This is a genomic window from Sporosarcina siberiensis, from assembly GCF_042681925.1.
GTDB lineage: Bacteria > Bacillota > Bacilli > Bacillales_A > Planococcaceae > Sporosarcina > Sporosarcina siberiensis.
In genome coordinates, this window is sequence record NZ_JBHUGI010000032.1 from 229,445 (window position 1) to 253,313 (window position 23,869).

General features: G+C 37.8%; 25 protein-coding genes. 11 read left to right on the top strand and 14 right to left on the bottom strand.

The features are described from left to right. From ACFSFY_RS12040 to ACFSFY_RS12060, 5 genes are all read right to left on the bottom strand, one after another. Positions 1-1,716, bottom strand: a complete 1,716-nt coding sequence (locus tag ACFSFY_RS12040) for a hypothetical protein (protein ID WP_381538341.1) — start codon at positions 1,714-1,716, stop codon at positions 1-3. Next, a complete protein-coding gene (locus tag ACFSFY_RS12045) occupies positions 1,713-2,786 on the bottom strand; it encodes a hypothetical protein (protein ID WP_381538343.1) in 1,074 nt (357 codons plus the stop codon). The genes ACFSFY_RS12040 and ACFSFY_RS12045 overlap by 4 nt, the downstream gene beginning before the upstream one ends. 299 nt (positions 2,787-3,085) lie before the next feature. Then, entirely contained in the window at positions 3,086-3,928 is an 843-nt protein-coding gene (locus ACFSFY_RS12050) for a malate synthase (RefSeq protein ID WP_381538345.1), read from the bottom strand. 434 nt (positions 3,929-4,362) lie between these two features. After that, positions 4,363-4,935: a hypothetical protein gene (locus ACFSFY_RS12055; RefSeq protein ID WP_381538347.1), complete on the bottom strand. Its 573-nt coding sequence runs from the start codon at positions 4,933-4,935 to the stop codon at positions 4,363-4,365. A gap of 252 nt (positions 4,936-5,187) precedes the next feature. After that, entirely contained in the window at positions 5,188-5,748 is a 561-nt protein-coding gene (locus ACFSFY_RS12060; protein WP_381538349.1) for a CGNR zinc finger domain-containing protein, read from the bottom strand. A 112-nt stretch (positions 5,749-5,860) separates the two neighbouring features. On the opposite strand from ACFSFY_RS12060, the gene trxA reads away from it, so the two are divergent. Further along, positions 5,861-6,175 (top strand): thioredoxin, encoded by a 315-nt coding sequence (gene trxA / locus ACFSFY_RS12065; RefSeq protein WP_381538351.1) that lies wholly within the window; start codon positions 5,861-5,863, stop codon positions 6,173-6,175. A 79-nt stretch (positions 6,176-6,254) separates the two neighbouring features. Here the strand turns inward: trxA and ACFSFY_RS12070 are convergent, their stop codons facing one another. From ACFSFY_RS12070 to ACFSFY_RS12080, 3 genes are all read right to left on the bottom strand, one after another. Next, entirely contained in the window at positions 6,255-7,175 is a 921-nt protein-coding gene (locus ACFSFY_RS12070) for an HNH endonuclease (RefSeq protein ID WP_381538352.1), read from the bottom strand. Between the two features lie 106 nt (positions 7,176-7,281). Then, positions 7,282-7,968: an MgtC/SapB family protein gene (locus ACFSFY_RS12075; RefSeq protein WP_381538353.1), complete on the bottom strand. Its 687-nt coding sequence runs from the start codon at positions 7,966-7,968 to the stop codon at positions 7,282-7,284. A gap of 110 nt (positions 7,969-8,078) precedes the next feature. Beyond that, the gene (locus ACFSFY_RS12080) at positions 8,079-8,942 is read right to left on the bottom strand and encodes a LysR family transcriptional regulator (RefSeq protein ID WP_381538354.1); all 864 of its coding nucleotides are present in this window, start codon (positions 8,940-8,942) and stop codon (positions 8,079-8,081) included. 167 nt (positions 8,943-9,109) lie between these two features. Here ACFSFY_RS12080 and ACFSFY_RS12085 point away from each other — a divergent pair, with 167 nt between their 5' ends. After that, positions 9,110-10,087 carry a DMT family transporter gene (locus ACFSFY_RS12085; RefSeq protein WP_381539064.1) on the top strand — a complete coding sequence of 326 codons (978 nt, stop codon included), beginning with the start codon at positions 9,110-9,112 and terminating at the stop codon, positions 10,085-10,087. A gap of 135 nt (positions 10,088-10,222) precedes the next feature. On the opposite strand, the gene ACFSFY_RS12090 is transcribed toward ACFSFY_RS12085, so the two are convergent. Together ACFSFY_RS12090 and ACFSFY_RS12095 are read right to left on the bottom strand one after the other, a co-directional pair. Then, positions 10,223-11,173, bottom strand: coding sequence for a hypothetical protein (locus ACFSFY_RS12090; protein ID WP_381538356.1), 951 nt, complete (start codon positions 11,171-11,173; stop codon positions 10,223-10,225). 152 nt (positions 11,174-11,325) lie between these two features. After that, positions 11,326-11,490: a hypothetical protein gene (locus ACFSFY_RS12095; RefSeq protein WP_381538358.1), complete on the bottom strand. Its 165-nt coding sequence runs from the start codon at positions 11,488-11,490 to the stop codon at positions 11,326-11,328. 185 nt (positions 11,491-11,675) lie between these two features. On the opposite strand from ACFSFY_RS12095, the gene ACFSFY_RS12100 reads away from it, so the two are divergent. The 4 genes from ACFSFY_RS12100 (at position 11,676) to ACFSFY_RS12115 (ending at position 14,232) form a co-directional block, all read left to right on the top strand. Continuing rightward, a complete protein-coding gene (locus ACFSFY_RS12100; protein ID WP_381538361.1) occupies positions 11,676-12,368 on the top strand; it encodes an SDR family oxidoreductase in 693 nt (230 codons plus the stop codon). Positions 12,369-12,590: 222 nt separating this feature from the next. Continuing rightward, positions 12,591-12,995: a cytidine deaminase gene (locus tag ACFSFY_RS12105; protein WP_381538363.1), complete on the top strand. Its 405-nt coding sequence runs from the start codon at positions 12,591-12,593 to the stop codon at positions 12,993-12,995. 13 nt (positions 12,996-13,008) lie between these two features. Beyond that, positions 13,009-13,428 carry a DUF1801 domain-containing protein gene (locus ACFSFY_RS12110; RefSeq protein WP_381538365.1) on the top strand — a complete coding sequence of 140 codons (420 nt, stop codon included), beginning with the start codon at positions 13,009-13,011 and terminating at the stop codon, positions 13,426-13,428. A 216-nt stretch (positions 13,429-13,644) separates the two neighbouring features. Next, the gene (locus ACFSFY_RS12115; RefSeq protein ID WP_381538367.1) at positions 13,645-14,232 is read left to right on the top strand and encodes a hypothetical protein; all 588 of its coding nucleotides are present in this window, start codon (positions 13,645-13,647) and stop codon (positions 14,230-14,232) included. A 109-nt stretch (positions 14,233-14,341) separates the two neighbouring features. Here the strand turns inward: ACFSFY_RS12115 and ACFSFY_RS12120 are convergent, their stop codons facing one another. Beyond that, complete coding sequence (locus ACFSFY_RS12120) at positions 14,342-15,187, bottom strand: VOC family protein (protein ID WP_381538369.1); 846 nt, start codon at positions 15,185-15,187, stop codon at positions 14,342-14,344. Between the two features lie 398 nt (positions 15,188-15,585). On the opposite strand from ACFSFY_RS12120, the gene ACFSFY_RS12125 reads away from it, so the two are divergent. The 3 genes from ACFSFY_RS12125 (at position 15,586) to ACFSFY_RS12135 (ending at position 18,564) form a co-directional block, all read left to right on the top strand. Beyond that, positions 15,586-16,110: a helix-turn-helix domain-containing protein gene (locus ACFSFY_RS12125; RefSeq protein WP_381538371.1), complete on the top strand. Its 525-nt coding sequence runs from the start codon at positions 15,586-15,588 to the stop codon at positions 16,108-16,110. Between the two features lie 283 nt (positions 16,111-16,393). After that, positions 16,394-17,236 carry an alpha/beta fold hydrolase gene (locus ACFSFY_RS12130; RefSeq protein ID WP_381538373.1) on the top strand — a complete coding sequence of 281 codons (843 nt, stop codon included), beginning with the start codon at positions 16,394-16,396 and terminating at the stop codon, positions 17,234-17,236. 272 nt (positions 17,237-17,508) lie between these two features. Further along, positions 17,509-18,564, top strand: a complete 1,056-nt coding sequence (locus tag ACFSFY_RS12135) for an acyltransferase family protein (protein ID WP_381538375.1) — start codon at positions 17,509-17,511, stop codon at positions 18,562-18,564. A gap of 60 nt (positions 18,565-18,624) precedes the next feature. Here ACFSFY_RS12135 and ACFSFY_RS12140 read toward each other — a convergent pair whose 3' ends face one another. From ACFSFY_RS12140 to ACFSFY_RS12150, 3 genes are all read right to left on the bottom strand, one after another. Then, positions 18,625-18,792: a hypothetical protein gene (locus ACFSFY_RS12140; protein WP_381538376.1), complete on the bottom strand. Its 168-nt coding sequence runs from the start codon at positions 18,790-18,792 to the stop codon at positions 18,625-18,627. Between the two features lie 60 nt (positions 18,793-18,852). Continuing rightward, positions 18,853-19,263 (bottom strand): carboxymuconolactone decarboxylase family protein, encoded by a 411-nt coding sequence (locus ACFSFY_RS12145; RefSeq protein WP_381538378.1) that lies wholly within the window; start codon positions 19,261-19,263, stop codon positions 18,853-18,855. Between the two features lie 208 nt (positions 19,264-19,471). Continuing rightward, complete coding sequence (locus tag ACFSFY_RS12150) at positions 19,472-22,078, bottom strand: cation-translocating P-type ATPase (RefSeq protein ID WP_381538379.1); 2,607 nt, start codon at positions 22,076-22,078, stop codon at positions 19,472-19,474. A 520-nt stretch (positions 22,079-22,598) separates the two neighbouring features. On the opposite strand from ACFSFY_RS12150, the gene ACFSFY_RS12155 reads away from it, so the two are divergent. Next, positions 22,599-23,405 (top strand): YitT family protein, encoded by an 807-nt coding sequence (locus ACFSFY_RS12155; protein WP_381538381.1) that lies wholly within the window; start codon positions 22,599-22,601, stop codon positions 23,403-23,405. A gap of 183 nt (positions 23,406-23,588) precedes the next feature. Beyond that, positions 23,589-23,810, top strand: a complete 222-nt coding sequence (locus ACFSFY_RS12160; protein WP_381538383.1) for a hypothetical protein — start codon at positions 23,589-23,591, stop codon at positions 23,808-23,810. Positions 23,811-23,869: the final 59 nt, after the last annotated feature.

The following is a 23,869-nucleotide window of genomic DNA, read 5'->3' on the forward strand; positions in this document are numbered from 1 at the left end:
TTAAAACTTTTTAATATAATCATTTACTAGTTGCTGAAATTCAGCTTCCACCATAATATAATTCAATCCATTTTCATAATCCAAAAGAGGAATAAACGTATCCTCATAGTTTTCATACATAGGAATGACCTTAAGAGGTATTCCGTGGTCACTCGCTAACTCTTTAATCTCTTCTAGTTCGGTCTCCGTTGTCATACTTGCGGAATACAAATACAAGATTTGAGCGATACCACTCGCTTGTCCGAATGATTTAAATTCAGCCTCTGTCAACAATGGACCTATGACTAAATTCCGTTCATGTTTTAGTAGAGAACCCTTTGCAAACTTTTTGTCATCGAATTCAATTCCTCTAGTAAATGATCCAAATAACATTCCTATAGCAATTCGCTCTAGTTGATCGGCCTCTTCTATAGTATTTGCAACTAGATATACTAACTTCTTACTTTCTTTCACTTTTCCAATTAAATCGTAATGCCCTTTAATAGATGTATCTGAAGGTAGAATTACTTCTTCCACACCGATGGATGTAAGTAATTCCCGATCTTTACTACTTGGTTCAAAACCGATGAGTAAACGTTCTCCAATTGTCCGAACCTTACCTGAAGACAATTTAAAATCATTTGGCTTTAAAAGAACTTTCCCCAAGGCCATGTACGTATACAGCCGATTGATTTCCGCTGGGTTTTGGAAATTATGAATATAAACTTTGTGATCCAAACCCTTTGCATACTCCGTCACATTTTTCATTTCTTCAATCGTTGGTGAATCGCTCATTGGCATCGATGTGTATATAATATCCATTTCACTCGTCAGCTTTATTTCTTCTGAAATTCGTTCGCTATGATTCGCAGGCTGCAATAACGAAATGACTTCTCTCACTTCCGCTCTATTGATACGTGTGAACCATTCTTCATCTGTCGGATAGGGTCCCATTAACACTTCACTATTTGGAAAGTAATACATATTTCCCCGTTCAAGAGTCGTTGGTTGTAGAATTCGCAATTCATATTGATCACCCAACTCTTCGTTGATCACTTGTTTCACAACATCTACCCTATGTCTTCCTAAGTAGCAGTGCACATAATACCTTTTCCCGTCCTCTTGAATCAGTTTCCTTATTTCTTCAATCGAAGCGGAATTATCTCCTACCCAAGGCAACATTGGCAACGAAAGAACTTCAATGCCCACTTCTTCCCCACTTTTCGTCTCTTTGTCGAGCAGTGGTTTTTCAATCGGAAGAATTGGACTTAACAGAGAAATTACTCCGTCGTACCCTTCCGCTTTCAACTGTTCCATATCTTCTTTTTCAGGGTACGGACCGAATGTAAAACGGTCACCTTCTACAATCGTTCCTTGAGAAGCTTGGATCAATCCAGTTCCTGTATTTAAAAAGGAGTACAATGCAGATCCACATAGCAGGACGGCAGCAATTGCAAAAGCCCAAGCTAATTTCCATTTCTTTTTCTTAACCACTAGGAAGTAATATACAAATGACGCAATAAAACCGAAAACAACCCATCCAATTACATAATATTTCATGATTGAGTCAATTCTGAATTGTGACCATCCCTGATTAACATAGAGTTGCTCTATCGGAACAAGGAGTACAAGTAAGAAGTAGATTCCGCCACCAACACCGAGCGTGCTTAGAAAAGTAAACCATAAGAAAAATTGCAAACCATAGCGATTTTCTTTTTTGTTTTTCATTTGTGTCACCGCTCTTTCTCCTGTTTGATTTCCTCAAGTATTTCACCCATCATTGGAAAATACGTTAACCAAAAAAACTGGGTTTCTTTACTACTCAAAAACTTATAAAGTTCGGGAGCACCTACTAACTTCGTTAAAGCCTTATTTGGAAAATCTGCATAGTCTCCAGCAAAATAATACGTTTTCTCTTTATCCTGATGAATAACTGCCGGAAAGATCGTTGGAATACCCGCATCCTGTAAGATTTTTTCCCCTTCGTCTGTGACTTTTAAATTATACGTAGCAAGGATTTCACTGTTTTCTAGTGGACTAATAATATCGAACCAATACATATACTTTGATGCATCCACTGTTTTAAACTTTTCGTGCCCAAGATTCGTCAACTCAAAGTTCACATCCCCTTGTCCATATTCATCATCTAAAATAACGACTTGATCCGTCAAATTCACAAACCCCAAACCGCTTCCTTCAAATTCCCACTTTTCATTTGTTTGTGCTTCATAATTATTAATCATCCAAGCAGGAATTTCTTCGCTGGCCAAATCAGCAAAATATCTACCCGTCCATCCACTCCACTCAACACCTAAGTTTTTTTGCATAATGTCACTTGTGATGGCATCTGTTGGTGTTGCAAAGGAATTGAACTCAGCGATTAAAGTAGTTGTAGCCGTTTTACTTTCCATTATTTTGTTCCACTCAAGCAGGTCCATTCCACCATAAATCTGCTTCGACCGTTTGCCATCAGGCTCGTCCAGTAAGTCATCGGAGTACACACCATATGAGTCTGCTATGTATAGTAAATCTGCTTCTTTATTCACTTCATAAGATGGAAATGGAACCTGATCATAAGGGTCATATCCAAAATAATCGGCTCCAATATCATAAGATTGACCATTCTCTTTCACAATTTTTTTACTGTTCAATAAAATAAACAAACCATTGTGTTCTCTATAATCTTTCTTCGGAACGGTTTTATCAACAACTACAATTTCAAGTGGAGTAGTTTCCTTAATAAGCCATAAAGTAAACGGTAAAGTAATCACTATTAGTAATATAATCAGTAACCCTATTTTCTTCATTTTTTTCTTCTCCTTTATATTCAATTGTAAACTGGGGAAAAGTCTCTATTTACAGAGTTCAATTATATGAATTTCATACAATTTCCAAACAACGACAAATTGTTACAAAATAAGTTATTAATCTACTACACTATACAGCATTTACATGACCAATAACTCAAACCTTCCTATTCTTTAAAATATTCGTTTTTGCTTAACAATAGTAAGACACAAAAAGAGCCCAATTCATATTTGAATTGGGCTCTTTTTGTAGTTCATTTAGTTTTGGTTAAAATCACTTAAAGTAATTATCTCTTGATTTATTCTTGCTTTAAAGCTCCGCTTACTTCTGGAATGTTATCTATATCTAGAGCATTCACTTGACAGAAGTGCTCGAGAAAGTTTTGAGCATATGTCACTTCTTCTTCATCTGTTCTAATATCAATGATGTCTTTTAAGATTTGCGCAGTCCAAACATTATCAAAATAACGGAATTTACCTGAATTCCATGTAGTTCGGTGAGGATAGTTTTTATTGATGTAATAATTCCAGAATAGCATTTTTCCTGCTTCTTCTTCAGTAAGTTTAATTCTAAACTCTGGATCTGAAGGAACCATTCCATCTTTGATGATATTATCGGAGTACGATTCATTTACCATATAAACACCGAGAATTTGTCTTTCTGTTTCGGGTTGTTCGGAACCTCTAGCAGTCAACAAAGCCGCACTGTTCAGACTTACACGAGTTGCTCTGTTCGGTTCTCCTTTACTTTTTCCGGTTTGAACCGTTCCAGTAAATACTTCCCATTCAGTAAATACATTTTCTTGCTCCTCTTCGTCTAGCCAGAAAACAATTTGAGAGCTTTCATGAATTTTATGATTCTTCATTTTATCTATACGTGCTTGTTCAAGCATCTGAATTTCTCTTTCTTCTTCGCGTTGCTTTTCAAGAAGTTCTTCTTTTAATTGTCTTTGCAAAAAGAGTTTCTTAAATGTTTTTGCAGTATTTTCGTTCTTGAGTGTAATGAATTTCTCAAAAGCATCAGGATAAACAAACTTTTTAATTTCCTTATTAAAGTCAACGGTAATAATGGATTCCTCATGTTCCACTATATTACCTTTACCAAACACTTTATGAGTTATTTCTTCATTAATTAAATTCACTTACACATTCTCCTTAAATTAAGTATTTAACAATTTCAATGGATACTTATTATTTTTTAACGAGCCTACTTTCAAAAAAAGTTCATTTATGCAAATTTAACAAAAACCAGATTTCGAATTCAAAAAACGCACTCAATTCCTCTATTGAAGAAATTGTGTACGAACATCGAATGGTGTCTCAATTACTGTTATATCCACATTGTACCATAGAACTTGAAATATTGCAATTTATTGCTTGACAATCAACATTTGGTTATCGTATAATATGATTTTTTTATGTATAATTAATAAAATAGTATACTAATTGGTTTCGTTATGAACCACTAGCTCATGAATATAATAGAGACAAAACAAAGAAGCTTCCCTCATATATAGAAAGGAAGTTCTTTTCACTAAACACTCTTGCCTGAATCTCTACGACTGAACGATACCTATTACTCTTCTTCGTTCCATTTGTTCAACTTCTCCATTACCAAATCATATGTTTTCTGTGAAATTTCTGGAAGTGTGCCGCCCAGCGCCTGTTTTGCAGCGTTAAACCCCTCTTCAATAGCATTTTTCAGCAGTTCAAATTTACTTCTATCTCCACCGGAAACAGCATTTGCAAACTCAACGATGCGATCACTAACCTTTTCAGGGCTTTGCTCGCCGCCCTCTCCGATTGCAAGTTGTGCTTCTGCACGCGCCTGCTCATCCACAACCAATTCTTTTTCCCCAGAAGCAACCTCTTTAAAAGTCATTCCTTGTCTTTGAAGAAGTTCGCGAACTAAGTTGGCGAGCTGTTCATACGCCTTTTCACTATCTGCTTTAAGCCGGTCAATTGTTTTAGTATCCGCTTTATATGCAGGCTTTTCATACGTAACACTTTGTTCTTTTTCGGACGGGATGTATTTATCGACTTGCTGATTAGTCATTGGTTCATTTTTCTTCGTGGAGTCTTGCTTAACTGTGTTTGGCTCTGGTTTTTGTGGCATTCTAAATGAAGATGGGTTCGGTGTAATTTTCATTTTTCTTCCTCCTTTGTATTTACCGGACTATTTAATTAGTATATCGGCTAATAAAAGGAGTTTTCCAGTGGATAAAAAAGATGACTGTTTGACTAACGGTGCTGATTCACTATTCGCCGGATTAGGACACCCCATGCTCATTTGCTGAATTTCCTGGTACCGGTTGGCCTACACCCCATATTCCGACGTTACAGAAAAGTTATGCTTTTATGTTTGTTTTTTACACAGCTACACGATACTTAATTTTGTTCATCATTCATTTACCTTTTTTGAATAATGCCTTCGTGCTTTTTCTCGGTTCCCGCAAATTTCCATCGAACACCACTTACGTCTGCCGCTCGTATCAACAAAAAAAGCATAGCATGTAGGACTTCCACATTTTTTCACCTTTTGAAAGAGGTCCCCTTGATACGCTTGCAACATTTCAAATGAAAGCAATGCGAGAAGTCCGTCAGAACCCCCTTGACTTGGTAAAGGCATAAATTCTGCATCGAAAGCAAGAGGCGACTGCTTAGTATAAGAAGATAAAATTCCCATCAAATCCGGATGCGTTCCTTCCTGTGAAAAAGAGCGTCTACCCAAATCTCGAAATGCTTGGACCTTCTTTACATCAATTGAAACCTCTCGAATCTTATCGACTTGACTCGCTTGTAGCAATCCCTTTGCCTCCATTAATGCAATCCACTCGTCCATAACGCCTTCTTCCGAAAGGAGATCTATCGCTATATCATTTTCTCGTTTAATCGTATTGAGTAGATTCATAAACAGATATTCACACAAATAGGAATACCTTGTTTCCAGGTTATTAGTCATTGTAAATTCTCCTTAAAACAGAATGATTGATATTCATCTTAACATAATATAAGATTTAATTCTAACCACTTGGGTAACCACAAGAGGTTAGACATTAGATAGGAGAGATCATATGTCAATTAAAGATGTTACAGACTCATCATTCGTTCAAGATACTCAAGAAGGATTTATCATCGCGGAACTCGGGGCGGCCTGGTGTCCACCGTGTAAGATGATTGCCCCTATACTCGAAGAAATTGACCAAGATCCGAACAATCAAATAAGCGTTGTCCAATTAGATATCGATAAGAATCCAGAAACAGCGCAAAAATATGAAGTAATGAGTATTCCAACTCTACTCTTCTTTAAAGACGGTGAATTGGTTGAGAAGTCTGTCGGGTTTCAGCCGAAAGATGTCATTCTCTCCATTGCCGAAAAACATGCTTAACTCAATATAAATATAGAGTATCTGTTCGATAAACTATCCATTTACTTCCATGAATGTTTATCGTACAGGTACTTAATATTTACTCCTTAAACATATGCTTCTTATGCCATTTCAAAAATGGCTTGTTTTTCTCAGTTCTGTTTACAGTCATCCTCTTCGTAAGTCCATATTTTTCGTAATCCTCTTCAGAAATCCGAGAAGAAATATGAATTTTCCCTTGTCCGTCAAATGCAATGAGCCCATTTTGGTAGAGAGCATCATGGTTGCGACAGAGAAGAATGCCGTTGTTTGGATCGATGCGTTCTATGTTCGTACAGTCTTTCCAAGGCATTGCATAACTTGCTTGCAACAGTTCCGGCAATTCTACTTCACAAAGTGCACATTGGTCGTGCCATAAAGACAAGAGTTCTTTTCTAAACCGTTGATGCCCGAGTCGTAGTTTGGTTTTCGTTTCAGATTCAGTTTCTGCGAGAATCGGAATAAGAAAATCATGTTCCGTTTTTTGCACAGTCCCCATGACAAATTCCAATTGTTCTTCATCAATTTCATAAATGTTCAAATCCGAAATCAGCTCTACCAGTTTAATCGTCAGTTCTTCGTTACACGGAAAGAGATACCCTTGATTTCCATTGGCATTGTCCTGAAACGCAGAATATTTAATGGGCAACAATGGAAGGATCTCGTCGAACGAACCCTCAATCGTTAACGGTTTATCGAGTTCGTAATAATCGACTTCCACCAAGTACCCCTGGGCATGTTCGCTGACTGGAAGCATAATCTCATTCGGCTTTTGCGCTTCTTTGTAACTCGATTTCGCAACACTGATTGCGACGATATCCCCTTTCACATAATGAAAGATGCGATCTCCCTCAAGTACTTCCTTCATCCGTTCCCAAAAATGATGAGCATTGCCGATACTATCTCGCTGCAATGACCAAAGCACTCCCAATTCTTTTTCTTCGTCATATGTACGTCCTTGCATGACTATGTAACTTTGCATAGTTCTTCACTCCTTTACGAACTGGATCATTTCTTCTCTCTCCATTATATCGGTCCCTTATTCATAAATGGAGCTGGTTAGTATGGATTATAAAAATACTTTAGTATTAAATTTTCGTGATTTCCACTTGATTAATACCCGGTATTTTTCTGATTTTGTCATATTGGGTAAAGATATTCCCCTTCCCATCAGAAATAAAACAACTCATATCAAGTCGATGACCATCGCCGTCCCCTTTTACTTTTACATTTTCAATACTGATTACGAACGTTTCAATTTCTTTAACAACTGCATCAATCGTAGCTGCAGGGTCAACGTAAACTGTCAAATATGCTTCTTGCTCTTTCAACGAAGTTGGACCGATTTTCCGCATAATGAAAGGGAGAAAGCTAACTGTAAGAGATATTAATCCGATACCTAACGCAACCTCAATATAATAACCTGCTCCAATCGCAATCCCGAATCCAGAAGCTGCCCAAACAATGGCCGCTGTTGTCAGTCCAGAAATAACGTTATTATCTCTTCGTAAAATGACCCCTGCACCAAGAAAACCAACACCACTCACAATTTGAGATGCCAAACGCATTGGATCTGCTCCTGTAAAAAGGGTGCCTTTATAAGAAGTTAGTGCAAACTCAATCGATACGATAGTTAGTAAGCAACTCGCAATCGAAATAACTACACATGTTTTTAATCCAAGCGGCTTATGCTTGGCCTCTCTTTCTAATCCCAAAACCAAACCCGCTACTGCCGCTAAAACCAGCTTCAATATCACGATCCCAATTCCAGCCATCATTACTACCTCCACACAATTTTTCCTGCTAATAAAAAGTAGGTACCGCGTGACACACAATGCTATTTGTTCATATTTCCATGAATGTTTCTATTGCAAGTATACAAAATTTAAATCGTTTCAGCATTAAACTGTTCAATCGTTTCAATAAACTTTTCGATGGTTGAAGTAAGGTATGAATTAGAACGTCTTATAAAGATTGTATTGATTTTGCTGTATTTTTCCGGAAGGGTATGACATTGAATGACGCCTCTTTTTACGAGGTGCGATACCGCAGACTTAGGGACGAATGTGACGCCAAGGCCTACTACGACACTACTTAAAATGGTTTCCAATGCACCAAATTCCATTACTTTTTGTGGTTTAACATTTTCGTCTTTATACCACATTTCAAGCCGAGCACGGTACCCACACCCTTCAGAAAAACATAGAAAAGGCTCACGTTTTAATAGGTCCAATGATGTTTCTTTCATGTCCGAAATTAAGACAAGTTCCTCTTTAAATACATCGTGTGAAACAAGATCTGGATGCAGTTCTGTTTCCGTAACAAAAGCACCGTCTAATTTATGATTCAATACATCCTCCTGTAACTCTTCAGTAACGCCCGAAATGAGAGACATATCCACATTTTCGTATTTCTTATTGTATGCCGATAAGATATAGGGTAATTGAATGACCGTTTCTACTGTACCTATCTCCAATTTCCCAGCCGGTTCTTCTTTACTTTGGATGACTTTTTTCATTTCATTTGTTAAAGACAATATTTCCTCACTGTACACAAGCAGTTTTTTTCCTTCGGGTGTTAAATTCATTCCGCGGTTATGTCGGTTAAACAACGGTGTGTTCAGTTCCACCTCTAACCTTTGGATTCTTGCCGTAACGTTGGACTGTACATAATTCAATTCTCTTGCTGCTGCTGTAATCGTACCTTTTTCTGCAACCATTTGGAAAATTTCTAAGTCTTTAAACTCCATATTTCCCACTCCTATTTCAATTGTTCTCTCTATGGTATCACTAAAACTGATGGTTATCATCATTTTCCTTCGTTTTACATGATGTCCATTTTGGTGTCTACTGATATATGGATATAGAATATAGAGAATGAATTGAAGGAGACTTTTATTAATTGAAAAATAAAGTAATGCTAGGCGCTTTCTTGTGCTTTATAGCAAGCGTTTCTTGGGGTGCAATGTTTCCGGTCGCGAGTCATGCGTTCAATTATATTGACCCATTTTATTTCACTATTTTTCGTTACCTTGCAGTGACAGTTATCTTGGTTGTACTGCTTCTATGGAAGGAAGGGAAACAAGCATTTCGTTTTCAGAAGAAGTTTTTGTCGTTGTGGTTTTACGGGACAATGGCTTTTGCTGTTTATAATTTGCTCATTTTCTGGGGAGAAGATTTACTAGGTGAACCTGGTGTAATGGTAGCCTCGATTATGGAGTCTTTGATGCCCATGATTTCAATTGTTATTGTTTGGCTACTCAGTAGGAATCGTCCACATGGTGTTACGTTATTCTTCGTATTTACAGCGTTTATAGGGGTTTCGCTCGTTATTACTAAAGGTGATTTTGGATTATTTTTATCGTCAACAAGTGATATTATTCCTTCTTTATACATCTTTATCGCGGTTGTTGGTTGGGTAATCTATACGATGGGCGGCAGCACGTTTCGCGAGAACGGCTGGTCAGCACTCCGATACTCAACATTAAGTTGTCTACTCGGAACGATTACAGCAGTAATTGTTGTTTTCTTTGTAACACTTTCGGGCTATGTAACGGTACCGACAATGGAAACAATCCAAATTGTTAGTCCGCATTTAGCATTTATGATTATTTTCCCAGGCCTCATTGCGCTGCTTGGTTGGAACATTGGCGTCGGAATTCTATCGCCATTAAACGCACTATTGTTCATTAACTTTGTTCCCGTGACAACACTCGTTATTTCATTTGCGCAAGGCAGTCAACTAACGTCGTATGATTATATCGGAACAGCATTCATTATCTTTTCGTTAATACTAAATAATCTCTTCACAAGAATGCGCCAGAACAATGTAACTCCACGTGTAATTCGGAAAAGGCTGCAAGAAGTTCTTACTTTATTACAAAACCATTCTTAAACATCCAACCGGAAAGCATCGCGTTTATGAATAAACCCTATTCAAATCGCGAGTGAATAACTGCAGAGAAAAAGGTTCGATTCAGTGGATAATCCCATAATCGAACCTTTTTTTATTATTTACATTGAATGCTATTCAAGCCTCAATAATTGCACGCTCCTCAGCATCCAACTTTTCAATTCCATTTTCTGTTTCATCAAGCTTTCTTCTGAGTTGATCCATAACACGTTGGACCTCTTGCAATACGGAGTTCAACTTACTTTTCGCTTCCGTAATACGTGAGTGAACGGTCCAGTCTGAGAATATATTATCGAAAAAGATATCCGTAAACGTATATATGTCGTTATTATTTACCGTAAAAGAAGTGGTTACGACATTTTCAACATCCATTAACTCTGTCTCAAAGTGGCGTAGTGCTCGCTGTGCACGATGAACATAATCATCTGAACTGTCAATTTCGGAATACTTCAGTGCCGACACGATCATTCCACCTCCGAGAAATGTATCCCAAATGGACATCCCTTCTGCTGAATCAAGCTTATCCAATGCCTTCTCAAGTGAACGGCTCGCTTTATTTCCTGCGTCTTGTGCTTCATCGATTTCACGTAATAAGGAACGTAGCGACACACGCTCATCTGATATTTTCAACAAAGTTCCATATGTATTGCTGTCGTTTCGTCTGATCCACGTTTCTTTCTCCTTCAAAAAGTCTTCCCATTCTTCATCAATATAAAGAAACTCCGAAGAATTGATCTCTTCGCGGTATCTTTTAACTTCCGCTTCCAAATCCGTCACGTTTTTTTCTGCTTCATTGTAAAGAAGTTCGGCTTCCGCAGCTTCGGCAATCTCCTTACCCATGCGCTCGTCCCAAGTACCCCTCCACTCACTAATTTTGTTCATAAACGAAAACTTCCCAAGCTTCACTACATCTTGTTGCTCTTTCGTTAACTGTTCATGAAGTCGGTCACGCACTATCTGCGCTTCTTTCAACTGCTCTTCTGCCCCGGTCAATCTACGCTGGACTCTGTTTCGTTCGGTTCGTATCGTTGTTAAATGCATTTGTTTTTGTTGTAATTCACTTCGCATGTCCATACCCCCTTATTCTAATATACGAATAAGTTAACAGATAGTTTCAGTCTGTTTATTTATTTAAATTAAAATAGGTCCAATTAAGGAGAAATGAATCTCGCTTAATCAGACCTATAGTAAACGTTAAATTCTTTAATCAGTGTTCTACATTAATTCTTATCATTACTTTTCTTTAATTCCTCACGAATGTGCTTTAGATACTCATTTCGTTGTTTAGATAACTTTAGAATAGTCAATAAAAAATAAATACCGAAAACGATAATTCCTAAATAGATAAAAATATTTAACATTCCAAAAAGTGATGCAGTCATCATATGATAAACCCCCTCCAACTATTTTATCATAAGATTCTGTACAATTCTTATTTAGTCACTATTTTTGAATAAATTCTATATAATGAACAATATCGGAATTTGCCATTGTTATAAGATTCATTTATGCTTGTACAATACTTGTAAAGATTAAGAAGCATACATAATAGTAGAAGGGATGGATTTTTTTGAATAAAAAGATTGCAGTAATTACAGGAGCTGGAAGTGGATTAGGGGCTTCACTCGCAAAAAAGTATGCGGAGGATCAGTATCACGTTTGTTTACTTGGGAGAACGGAAGAAAAATTAGAGCGTACTGCTCATAACTTACCGAACGAAGATTATTCGATTTTCAAAGTAGACGTTTCTTCTAAACAAGAAGTCTCTAACGTTTTCAAACAGATTAAAGAAAACTTAGGTGTTGTAGATATTCTTGTAAATAATGCGGGAGTGGGCATGTTTGATTTAGCTGAAAACTTATCAGAAGATGCGGTTCACCAAATGATTGACATCAACTTAAAAGGGACCATTTTTTGTACGCAAGAAGTGCTCTCTGATATGAAAGAAAGAAACGGTGGCAGTATTTTAAACATTGTCTCCACAGCTGGATTAGAAGGAAAAATGACTGAGTCCGTTTACTGTGCTAGTAAGTTTGGTATGCGTGGTTTCCACGAAAGTTTACAAGCCGAACTAAAAGATACAGACATTCACGTATTCGGTGCCTATATGGGCGGCATGAAAACAGAATTCTGGGACGGTATTTTCGACGCGGCTCAAACAGCAGGTTTAATGGACCCAGAAGACATTGCGGATATTATCTATCATAATGCAAAAGTAAGAAAGAATTTAAATGTGGAACAAGTCGTCATTAAAAATCATTGATCTATGATTACCGAGTTTTCAATAGAAGTTGGAACCGGCAGCCAACACCCCCATTTTATATGGGTTGAGAGATGCAGGATACGCCGCCCTGCCATTGATGATTCAATAAGAAGAAGAGACCTTTAGTTTACTCAAGGTCTCTTCTTCTATTTTCCTGAACAATATAGAGTGGTTGACTGTGGTAATATAGTTATAAGAATATTCAACCAGGGGTGCTTAAGAATGACCATTGAAAAACAGTTATACCAAGCTGCTATAGAGCTTATTGAAAAAAGATACCCCACAGGCTGGGGAGGAGCTGCGGCTATATATACCGAATCAGAAGAAGTTTTGACAAGTATCGCCCCCGAAGTTATCAATGCGTCTACAGAGTTGTGTATTGAAACCGGCGCTATACTTGAAGCACATAAATTAGGCACTAAAATTACGTACTCCATTTGCGTTGTGAGAGATGATGAAAACAGCGAGTTTAAAGTATTGACCCCTTGTGGTGTTTGCCAAGAAAGGCTATTCTACTTTGGGCCCGATGTAAAAGCAGCAATTAGTTCGCTTGACGGGGAACTTACGTATAAAACTTTGGAGGAAATACAACCTTTCCATTGGTCGAAAGCATATGACAACGATTAGGAGGACTCAAATTATGTATGAAGTACTAACGAAAGAACACGACGGCAGTGTTATAGAATTTATTGAAAATGTAGAAAGTCCCAAAAAACGTGAAGATGCCTATACATTACTCGAACTATTCACCAAAATAACTGGGTTTGAAGCGAAGATGTGGGGACCCAGCATTATCGGATTTGGATCTTATCATTATAAATATGCAACGGGTCACGAAGGTGACGCAGCACTTGTTGGGTTTTCACCACGAAAAGCAAAGATCAGTTTATACCTAACAGGTGGCCCGGAACGAGAACGGATTCTTGCTAATTTAGGGAAACATACCGTCGGGAAATCATGCGTATATGTTAATAAATTAGCCGATATTGACATATCTGTTTTGGAAAAATTAATCTCACATTCAATTGAATTTATGAATGAACTCTATCCAAAAAAGTGAAAATCAAGAGGATGAATTGAACATTCACGATAGTTTCTTGCATAGGTGCTCTATATTAACTCCTTCCCATATTCCCTTTCGTCGGCGCTTACTTCACGCTGTTTCTTAGACTTTTTAAAATACGCATAAGACCCCTGCTATTTGAAGTGTCGATTATCCAGATGCAATTCGCATGTAAATCGACGGATTCAACATTATTAAGAGGAGGTATTTACCGTGAAGAAAATAGCTTTGTTCGTATTATTGACTTTCCTACTCATTTTAGGAGCGTGTGATTCGAATTCTAAAGTCAACGAAGACAGTAAAGAAGACCCAAAGGAGAATATCGAAGAAAAAGAAGAAACGCAAGATGAGATTGAAGAAGAAGAAAAAGAAACTACTCCGCTAAGCGTGGAAGATGAGATCATCGCTATGCTTGAAACAAATACAGATTTCCCAACATTCGTCGAAAAACTTTACTCCCTTCCGAACACAGAGCAATTGGAAATGGACAAGGAGGGCAGCATACCTGGAAAAACGGTTTCGGATTGGTCCGGTGTTGTAATTGAAGTATACGAACGTGAAATCATCATCTACGCAGGTGATCCAGCACTGTATAATAATGAAGATTGGAATACAATTACATTAGACAGACCGGAACTAATGGCGTATTCACTCGCTGTTACTATGAAAGACCCCGAACAGATTGCCAAGATTCATCCAGGCGACACCCTATCTATCAGCGGACGGATTCTTGTTCAAGGAAATGAACAAGAAACTTCTGTATGGGTACTAGACGATGGTTTAGTCATTGAGCAGGAATAATCGTTGCTAAAGAGCGCCGATGTGATAATCAAACATGTTTGTTAATACGATAACAACCAAAAAACCCCAAGTATGCTAGCATTTTCAGGCAGCATACTTGGGGTTTTAGTTACACGGTTAATTTAATTTTATTTCCTGATGGATCTTCAGCCATGAACAAATCCTTTTCGGCCACAACTGTTGCACCTAGATTTTGTAACTGTTCAATCACTCTTGCTCTTGCTTCTTCATTCGGAAAAACGAGCGTATACCAATTTAAACCCACACTATTTTTCTTTGGAGTCGGAGCACCTACTCCTTGCCATGTATTCAAGGCAATATGATGATGATAACCCCCAGTAGAAGTGAAAATAGCTTGTGGATAATGACTTACAACTTTAAAACCAAGGCCCTTCGAGTAAAACTCTTCTGCTTTCTGAAGATTAGACACATGTAGATGGATGTGTCCCATAATCGTATCTGCTGGCAACCCATTCCATTTTCCATCGCTAACTGAAAGGAGACTTTCTACATTTATCGGATCAGATACCATTTTGACTTCGTCATTATACCAAGTCCATTCAGCAGGTGGTCGATCGATATAGACCTCAATTCCATTTCCATCTGGATCCGAAATATAAAGTGCCTCACTGACAAGATGATCGGATGCTCCAAATCGATATCCTGTCTCGTTTAAATGTCTGAAAAAATCAGCCAAGTCTGCCCGTGTTGGCAATAAAAGTGCAAAGTGAAATAAACCGGACTTTCCTTGTTCTTTTGGTAGTACATCAGCCGGTTGTTCCAAAGTTAATAAAGCTGTTTTACCATCTGCTGTTAAAATAGCTTTTCGACTTGTTTGCTCCAAAATTTGAAAGCCGATTACTTTTCGATAAAATTCAAGCGCTGTATTTAAATTCAATACATTTATATTTACTTCTCCAACAAATGTATTTGGAGAACGATGAAAGTTTTTCATTTTAACAATCTTCCTCTCTTCTGTTTCGTAGTATGTGTTTCTCATTCCTTACAATAGGAAAATAAATGGATCGTTCATTCGAGTTCGATGAATTTCGGAGTCTTTAGTTTGAAAAGAATCGGATCTAACTTCCTTTTCAACCTTCCAACAATATCTCCTTAGGAACATTATATTCCTATAGGTGAACTTAATAAGCAAAAAAAAGAAGATGATCAATTAAAAGTTCAATTTGTTACAGCCTCGATGAACGAATGGAAATCGTCCTATTTTCCATTCTAAATCAACAATGTATCCCTTTAGGAATAATTACTTCTTATAACATAACACCCATTTGTGGATAACGTCAAGATATTCGTGTTAATATAGATTCAAACGACACTAGTCTTGGAGGGATTCATTTGGAAATCGGCTCAAAAATACGGGACATACGTAAAAGAAAGAAAATAACAATCGCACAAATGAGCGAACAAATCGGTCTCTCAAAAGGGTTCATTAGCAATATTGAAAACGATAATACTTCCCCCTCCCTAAATACATTGCAAGCAATTGCCAACTTCCTGGACGTTCCACTGCCCTATTTACTGCTCGAAAAGAAGCAGCATATGAAAGTTGTTAGGAAGTCTGAACGTGTAACAACAACGTTCAATGGCATAAAAATTGAACACCTTACAACCCAAAGCGGTCTTCGCATGATGTATGTTGAATTACCAACCGGTGCATCGACCGGCGAAGCCATTGCCCATGAAGGTGAAGAGAGCCATGTCGTACTTAAAGGAACCGTTCTTGCTGAACAAGGCGAAGACTCTGTTATTGCCAAAGAAGGCGATTCATTCAGTTGGAATGCAAGTGTTCCTCATTTCGTGAAAAACATCGGTGAAGATGAAGCCGTCTTACTTATTGCCGTCTACTCGGAAGATAAATAAAAGGCACCTGTGGAACAAACAATCCTGTTTGTTTAAACTTTCACGAAAATTCCTTGCACAGGCACGCGAAATTAAAATGTTAATAGGATTTCGTTGGATTCCTTGTGCTTCTCTTCCTTTCGTAAATCAATCGCCTGGTCTATTTCTTTTTTCATCCGATCTCTCCTTCTTACGAATATTGATTGTTTACTAGACTTTATCCCTCTATAATTAAGTGATTAATCCCATTATACTCTAATCAGTGTTATCAATTGAGACAAGAGAAATCTAGGAGGAAAATCAGATGTGGATTCAGCAATTTATTGAAACAACAAGAGGATCGTTCGAAGTTTTTGTGAAAGGGGAAGGCGAACCCATTTGCGTGACTCATTTGTATAGTGCCTATAATGAAAAGGGAAACACCTTTGCAAACCCATTCACGGAGCACGGTACCGTCTATCTTGTTAACTTACGGGGAGCCGGAAATTCAGTTGGGTCCGTGCATAAAGATGATTTAAGTATGGCAGACTCAATATTAGATTTGGAAGCGATTCGTGCTGCCCTGCAGTTTGAAAAATGGGCTTTTGCTGGCCATTCAACAGGTGGAATGCTTGGACTTGTATATGCCATTCAAGCGCCCGATTCGCTTAGAAGAATTGTCATCGGCGGTGCCGCTGCATCGAAAGCATATATGCAACATCCTGGAAGCATTTATTGTACAGACAATCCGAACAACGGGCGGCTGAGGGAAATCTTAAGTTCACTTAACAATCCAGCGACACCCGTCGAAAAAAAGAAATCGTTAAACCGTGAATGGACCGAAATGTCTATTTATCGTCCCGAAAAATATGACCAGTATTTTAATAAACCCAATAGTGGGAGTGTCGTTCCGGAAAGGCTCGATTATTATTCATACACTGAGCTACCGAATTACGATATTACCGCCCAACTGCCACAGATCACGATACCAACAACTGTTTATTGTGGTTTACACGATGCGCAATGTCCGCATGTCTTCTCAGAAGAAATAGCAAATGCAATCCCAAATGCAAAACTATTTACGTTTAACGACAGCAACCACTCACCTTTTGTAGAAGAAGCTGAAAAGTTTGTGGAGATGGTCGCTAGTATATATAAAGAGACCTAAAAAGTGTGCTACCAAAGTTGTCAACAATTTTGGTAGCACACTTTTTATATTTGGACTTACTTTCTTATTGGTTTGGCTGAGAATAAGTTTGGAATAAATCCGGAATCTAATATATGGTATTTCATTCCCATTTCAATTGTGTCAATAGGACATTTAAACCTCCCAGTATTTCCCTCCAGTCTTTCAATCCTATATCAATACTGTTACAAAGCGTTTTCTTCTCTAGTTGGGGTATACAATGAAATGAGTTCGATTTCTAGAGGAGTTTGATTATGAATAAGCAACGGTTATCTTGGGTGGATGTTACGAAAGGATTTCTAATGATCCTCGTCGTGATTGGTCATTATCCGGGAGAACTGGACTTCCCACTTTCAAAGTATATTTATTGGTTTCACATGCCTGCATTTTTTATTTTAAGCGGGATGTTTTTCAAACCAGCACTTGAAAAAGGGTTATTAAAATCGACAATCCATAAACGTTTCATGCAATTGATTGTCCCCTACTTATTTTTCCTCATCGCGATTACAGTTATTCGTTATGGGCTTCAAATAGGGTCAGGCAATTTGGATCTATCATGGTATTTAGATGATGTGTGGAAACTTGTTGTAGGTGGCCGTTTTGTACGTGGTGCGTACGGGGTCTTTTGGTTTGTGACAACATTATTCTTTGCCTATTTGATTTTCTTATGGCTGACAAAATATTTTAGTCGTACAAAGCAAATTATTATTTTAACGTTCTTCTATCTAATCGCTCATTTAGAAAGCCTACTTGCAATGAACGTCATTGACGGTGGACCTGTTGAAGCCTCGCAATCGATTCCAATGGTTTGGAATGTTGATGTTGCGCTTATGGCCGTCGTTTACTTTGCACTCGGGTTTTATATGAAGGGTATTTGGACGAATGTTTCGAGACCGTGGTTAATCGCGGGACTTATTGGAAGTGTTACAGCGGTTTCTCTTGATTGGTTTAACGTAATTGATTATCATTTGAGCATGAAGTTTTTACGTTATGAACACCTCTTTTTTGATGTATTCATTCCACTTTCATTCACACTATTGTTGGTTGGTACATTCCAAATCATCGCTTCTAAAATGTCCTTAAAATGGTTACAACAAATCGAGAAACACTCACTTTCTATTATGTACTTGCACATATTTACAGATATTTTACTAAATGATTATTTCACGTATGGCATTATTGGATTCACTGCGTTTGGTTTAGTTGTTCCAATCGTTACTTCAATCTTCATACAAAAGTTTTTGCCACATGGAACACTATTCCTTGGTGGATATTCACCCAAGAAGAATGCAACGCCAATAAGGACATAACGTATGCATGACTTTTTCTTCATTTGAATAGTTAAAGATACTATATAGCAGAAAAAGCAATCACTTTAATTGAGTGGTTGCTTTTTGCTGTTCTGAATGCAATCTACAATCATCTACTTCAATATAGCTTTCGTCTTCAACGTCGCCATTTTTCACGATCGTTTTTGCAGATCCAATCGCATACCCATTCCCCTTTTCATAAATAATAAAAATGTACCTGTGGGACAAACAAATTGTTTGTCCCACAGGTACGCAAAAATCTAATGAACATAATAATAAAGAACTTATTCAATCCTCAGGTAGTGTAATGGTTATACCTTGTTCTTCAAACACTTCTTGAGCGGCTTTTAATGCATTGAGAGCACGTGGAAATCCTGTATACGGAATGAGGTGCATAATACAGCCGACAATTTCTTCCGGTGTTAAACCTACTGTTAGCCCTGTTTTTACATGCATCCCAATCTGCGGTGTTCCTTGTGCAACAAGGGCCGAAATGGTTGTAAGAACTTTTTGCTTGTTATCCAATCCCGGACGTGCATAAATATCTCCAAATGCAAATTCGACCACATATTTACTTAAATCAGGCGCGATATCTTTAAATCCCTCACCAATATCCATATGGCCTGTTGGGTTCTCACTGTCTGGTGTAGTAAGTTCCATTAATTTGTCTAAACCTTTTTGATAACGATCTTTTGTCATTTTAAAATCCTCCTTAGTTGTTGTTTGATCTATATAGCGACTTATCTACAGAAAGTAAATCTACATCAATCACCCTTTTTAATTCATCACGATTCACAATCATTCCAGAAACCTCCTACCAACTTATACTATAAGTATAGCATCTACGAAATTTTCTTAAAAGTAAATGAATAAAAGGCGCCCGTGTGACAACAGGCACCCACTTGTATCACTTACTCCTTACAAACAACACCTTATACCACTGATTCACTAGAAATGGCATAACAGACAGTCCGTAAATAAGACCCAATTGTCTCCAACTTAACGGTGCCACTTCAAACATACTCGTAAGCGCTGGATGAAATAATACGACATGTAAACATACAAATCCGATGATAAATGCGAGCCACGTATACATATTTGAAAATACACCTATCACGAAAATGGATTCTTTAGATCTAGAATTGAAGCCATGTATTAATCTGGACAGACATAAAGTTGTAAATGCCATCGTGCTGGCTGTGAGCGTATCCCCCGCCTGCAAGCCGATTCGAAAAGCAATAGTCGTTGAGATCGCGATTAATAAACCTTCAAGTACCACTTGAGTCGTAACTCTTCTATTTAATAGAGGCATGTGAATATCTCTTGGCTTATCCTTCATCGTTTTTTTATTATGCGGCTCCAAACCAATCGCGATTGCCGGCAAACTATCCGTCAGTAAATTGATGAATAATAGATGCACGGGTGCAAATGGAAGTGGTAAACCGAGTACCGTTGCATACAACACAACAAAGATAGCACCCGCATTCCCTGATAATAGGAAGAGAATGGCGTTTTTAATATTCGAATAGATGCTTCTTCCATTCGCAATCGCTGAAACAATCGTTGAAAAGTTATCATCTGTTAAGACCATTGAAGAAGCATCTTTCGCTACTTCGGTACCGGTTATCCCCATCGCTACACCAATATCGGCTTGTTTTAAGGCTGGTCCGTCATTGACGCCATCCCCAGTCATCGCAACGACATGTCCTTTTTCTTGCCAAGCTTTCACAATTCGTATTTTATGTTCAGGTGTTACACGTGCGTAGACAGTAAGACCTTCAACTCTTTCCTCGAGTTGCTGATCCGTTAACCTTTCAATTTCGGGGCCTTCAATTACTTCCGATGAATCCTTTAGTAGTCCAATTTCTCTTGCAATCGCAATGGCTGTTATTTTATGGTCACCGGTTATCATAATCGGTTTAATGCCCGCTTTTATACAGCTTTCAACCGCTGCTTTGGACTCTTTTCTCGGTGGATCCATCATCGCTATTAATCCAACAAAGATTAAATCTCTTTCATCTTGTACATCGATTGCTTGATGTGTCCGTATCTCTTTATAAGCAATCGCAAGGACCCTTAAACCATTCGCAGAAAAGTCATGATTCACTTCTTCAATTTTGTTACGGTGCTCATCCGTAACCGTAACAATCCCCAAAGAAGTTTCCATTCTATTAATTTTGGGTAGCAGAACATCTACTCCACCTTTAGTAATCATGACCGTTTGCTTATTGACCTGATGAACTGTTGTCATTAGCTTTCTGTCGGAATCGAAAGGTATTTCCATAATTCTAGGATTGAGATTCCTAACAATTAATTCATCAAAATTGTACTGTTTCCCTAATTTCACAAGTGCAATTTCAGTAGGATCACCGATTTCGTTTTGATCTCTTTCCACAGCATTATTACATAATAATCCTTTAATCAAAAGGCTTTTTTCGAGTGCATGTTTTGTCTGAAGTTGATCATGTGGAATGACTTTCTGATTGACATAGACGTGTTGCACGGTCATTTTATTTTCCGTTAATGTCCCCGTTTTATCTGAACAAATCACAGATACACTTCCCAAACTTTCAACAGCATAGAGCTTTCGGATAATGGCATGTTCCTTCGCCATTTTTTGTGTCCCAAACGCCAGTACAATGGTAACAATCGAACCTAATGCTTCTGGAATGGCTGCAACTGCAAGCGACACGGCAAACATAAACGATTCGACTAACTCACGACCTCTGAATAAATCTATCGTAAAAATAGCTACACAGATCATCGTAATCCCTAAAGCTAATTTTTCTCCAAACTGATTGAGACTTACTTGAAGTGGTGTTTTCTTCTCTTTTGCAGTATCTAGTAAATTGGCGATTTTCCCAATTTCCGATTCCATTCCAATCGCCGTTACAATCACGACTCCGCGTCCATTCGTAACAAAGCTTCCAGTGAAAGCCATATTCGTTTTCTCTGCAATGGGCACATGTTCTTCTTGGATTGGCGCGGTACTTTTCGATACAGCTAATGATTCACCTGTCAGCGAACTTTCATTGATCTGCAAATTATGACTTTCGACTAATCTGCCATCTGCACTAATATAGTCACCAGCCTCCAAAGAAAGGAGATCTCCAACTACAACATCTTCTGAAGGAATCTCTACAAGCTGATTATTCCGCATCACTTTAGCCAATGGTGAACTCAATGCTTTCAGACTCTCTAAAGATTGCTCCGCCTTCACATGTTGCACGGTGCCTAGAATTGCGTTTAACAGTACAACAATCAGTATGACAATCGTACTTTCCACTTCTCCTAATAAAAATGAAATAAAAGCGGCAACTAGTAAAATAATGACTAGTAAATCTTTAAACTGCCCAAAGAAAACAGCAAATGTACTTGTCCTTTTTCCTTCAGCCAATTCATTATAGCCGTATATTTCTTGTCTCCTTTGAACGTCATAATCACTCAATCCTTGGTAGGTGACGTCTAGCTTCTCCATAACTTCAACGGTCGTTTGTTGATGATATTCTGACATTCGATTCCCCTTCTACTGTGAAATTTGTGAACGGTCATGCAATCGATTAGACCCTTATGGACTTGTCCTTTCTATAACATCTAGTGAATGTACTGGATTGAACTAAACTCGATTTTATTATCGATCTCCTTTGCAAACGGAATCCTATACCAATACTATTCCTCGCCCCATCGCTCTATGATAAAAATCGATACGGAATTTGAATACTAAAGGGGTTCAGATTGCAAAAACTCAACGCCGAATTACTCCAAATAGTGGCAACTATTCCACTTCTACATCGCACCTCAAATAGTCTTGACATGCCTGTTTTTCTTTGCTAAATTTGCATCTAGCAGTTGAAATCTGTGATGAAATAAAGGAACAGTAAAGGCCATTCCTTTTCGTCAATGGATTGCTCAATTTCTAAAATCATTCTTAAAAGGCAAAGCTAAAATAGAAGTGGTATCGTGAGCACAAACTCGTCCCTTTGTTTAGGGATGAGTTTTTATTTATATACATATCGGAAGGAGACTTACTGTTTATGAAAAACATAATGGTTGTCATAGGTTCACTCATCATTGCATTCGCGTTTAACTTTTTTCTTGTTCCATTTGGAATATTAAGCAGCGGGATTAGCGGTATTGCAATTTTGCTGGGGTTGCTTACCCCGTTTAACATCGGTATACTCAATTTCTTTCTGAACTTACCTTTAATTATTTTGAGCTATTATAAACTAGGTAAAACAATCACAATCAATACATTGATTTGCGTCATTTCAGTTTCCATCTTTTTATATGCATTGCCCATTATTGCGATTACAGACAACATCCTATTGTCTACAGTGTTTGGTGGAGGCATTAGTGGAATCGGAATCGGTCTGATTCTGAAGTACTCCGGAACTTCTGGAGGCTTGGACATTATTGCGATTATTATTTCTCGCACAAGTTCATTCAGTATTGGTCTTCTTCTAACAGGAATGAACGGCATCATCGTTCTTATGTCAGGGTTTTTCTTCAACTGGGAACTTGCGTTATACACTCTATTGTCGATTTATATCACAGGAAAAATGATCGACACGATTTTCACGGACCACATTAAACTAACGATGCAGATAGTCACTACAAAAGGCGATTTAATCCGAGATGAATTACTTGGATCCATCTACCGTGGCATTACGATAACAGAAGGTTACGGTGGCTATACAAAAGAAAAAAAGGACATCTTAATGATGGTAGTCACACGGTACGAAACCTTGCATGTTAAAAAGATTGTCCGCAAACATGATGAAGACGCCTTTATTAATATATATGAGACCGTTGAAGTGGATGGTACATTCCATGTGAACTAGGGCATCTACGTTATTTATTGGAATTTTGATTGATTAATCGGAATAAAAAATACAGGGTTCGCAATACTTATGAAACACTATTGAACAATTGCCCAATAAGATTTATTGACGACGTTCTAAATCTCAATCACCTTCATAAAATGGATGTATACCAACATTCATAATAAAAAAGGGGATTAGAAAATGTATGCCATTCATTATTTCGAAAACAGAGTTGAACTACTCAATGTAGCTTTACGGCAAATACCTGCAGTGAATGAAAGTGTGAGGATCAAAGGGCGTAACGGAAAAATAATACGTGTTGAACAGATGGGAGAAACCAAATACTTTGTGTTTGTCGAGTTTGAAAAAATAGTTGAAAAAAGCAAGACAGACTACAGGAAAATTGGGTCGAGAAAAAACTAACTTTCGATGAGCATCATGCACTGTGAAAATTCAAATTTTAGATATAAAAAAAGCTTCAT

Bases quoted from the DNA above. Each gene is read 5' to 3' on its own strand.
- ACFSFY_RS12045 (WP_381538343.1), bottom strand. From the start codon at position 2,786: ATGAAGAAAATAGGGTTACTGATTATATTACTAATAGTGATTACTTTA.
- ACFSFY_RS12055 (WP_381538347.1), bottom strand. From the start codon at position 4,935: ATGAAAATTACACCGAACCCATCTTCATTTAGAATGCCACAAAAACCA.
- ACFSFY_RS12060 (WP_381538349.1), bottom strand. From the start codon at position 5,748: ATGACTAATAACCTGGAAACAAGGTATTCCTATTTGTGTGAATATCTG.
- trxA (WP_381538351.1), top strand. From the start codon at position 5,861: ATGTCAATTAAAGATGTTACAGACTCATCATTCGTTCAAGATACTCAA.
- ACFSFY_RS12070 (WP_381538352.1), bottom strand. From the start codon at position 7,175: ATGCAAAGTTACATAGTCATGCAAGGACGTACATATGACGAAGAAAAA.
- ACFSFY_RS12075 (WP_381538353.1), bottom strand. From the start codon at position 7,968: ATGGCTGGAATTGGGATCGTGATATTGAAGCTGGTTTTAGCGGCAGTA.
- ACFSFY_RS12080 (WP_381538354.1), bottom strand. From the start codon at position 8,942: ATGGAGTTTAAAGACTTAGAAATTTTCCAAATGGTTGCAGAAAAAGGT.
- ACFSFY_RS12085 (WP_381539064.1), top strand. From the start codon at position 9,110: ATGCTAGGCGCTTTCTTGTGCTTTATAGCAAGCGTTTCTTGGGGTGCA.
- ACFSFY_RS12090 (WP_381538356.1), bottom strand. From the start codon at position 11,173: ATGCGAAGTGAATTACAACAAAAACAAATGCATTTAACAACGATACGA.
- ACFSFY_RS12095 (WP_381538358.1), bottom strand. From the start codon at position 11,490: ATGATGACTGCATCACTTTTTGGAATGTTAAATATTTTTATCTATTTA.
- ACFSFY_RS12105 (WP_381538363.1), top strand. From the start codon at position 12,591: ATGACCATTGAAAAACAGTTATACCAAGCTGCTATAGAGCTTATTGAA.
- ACFSFY_RS12110 (WP_381538365.1), top strand. From the start codon at position 13,009: ATGTATGAAGTACTAACGAAAGAACACGACGGCAGTGTTATAGAATTT.
- ACFSFY_RS12120 (WP_381538369.1), bottom strand. From the start codon at position 15,187: ATGAAAAACTTTCATCGTTCTCCAAATACATTTGTTGGAGAAGTAAAT.
- ACFSFY_RS12130 (WP_381538373.1), top strand. From the start codon at position 16,394: ATGTGGATTCAGCAATTTATTGAAACAACAAGAGGATCGTTCGAAGTT.
- ACFSFY_RS12135 (WP_381538375.1), top strand. From the start codon at position 17,509: ATGAATAAGCAACGGTTATCTTGGGTGGATGTTACGAAAGGATTTCTA.
- ACFSFY_RS12145 (WP_381538378.1), bottom strand. From the start codon at position 19,263: ATGACAAAAGATCGTTATCAAAAAGGTTTAGACAAATTAATGGAACTT.
- ACFSFY_RS12150 (WP_381538379.1), bottom strand. From the start codon at position 22,078: ATGTCAGAATATCATCAACAAACGACCGTTGAAGTTATGGAGAAGCTA.
- ACFSFY_RS12155 (WP_381538381.1), top strand. From the start codon at position 22,599: ATGAAAAACATAATGGTTGTCATAGGTTCACTCATCATTGCATTCGCG.
- ACFSFY_RS12160 (WP_381538383.1), top strand. From the start codon at position 23,589: ATGTATGCCATTCATTATTTCGAAAACAGAGTTGAACTACTCAATGTA.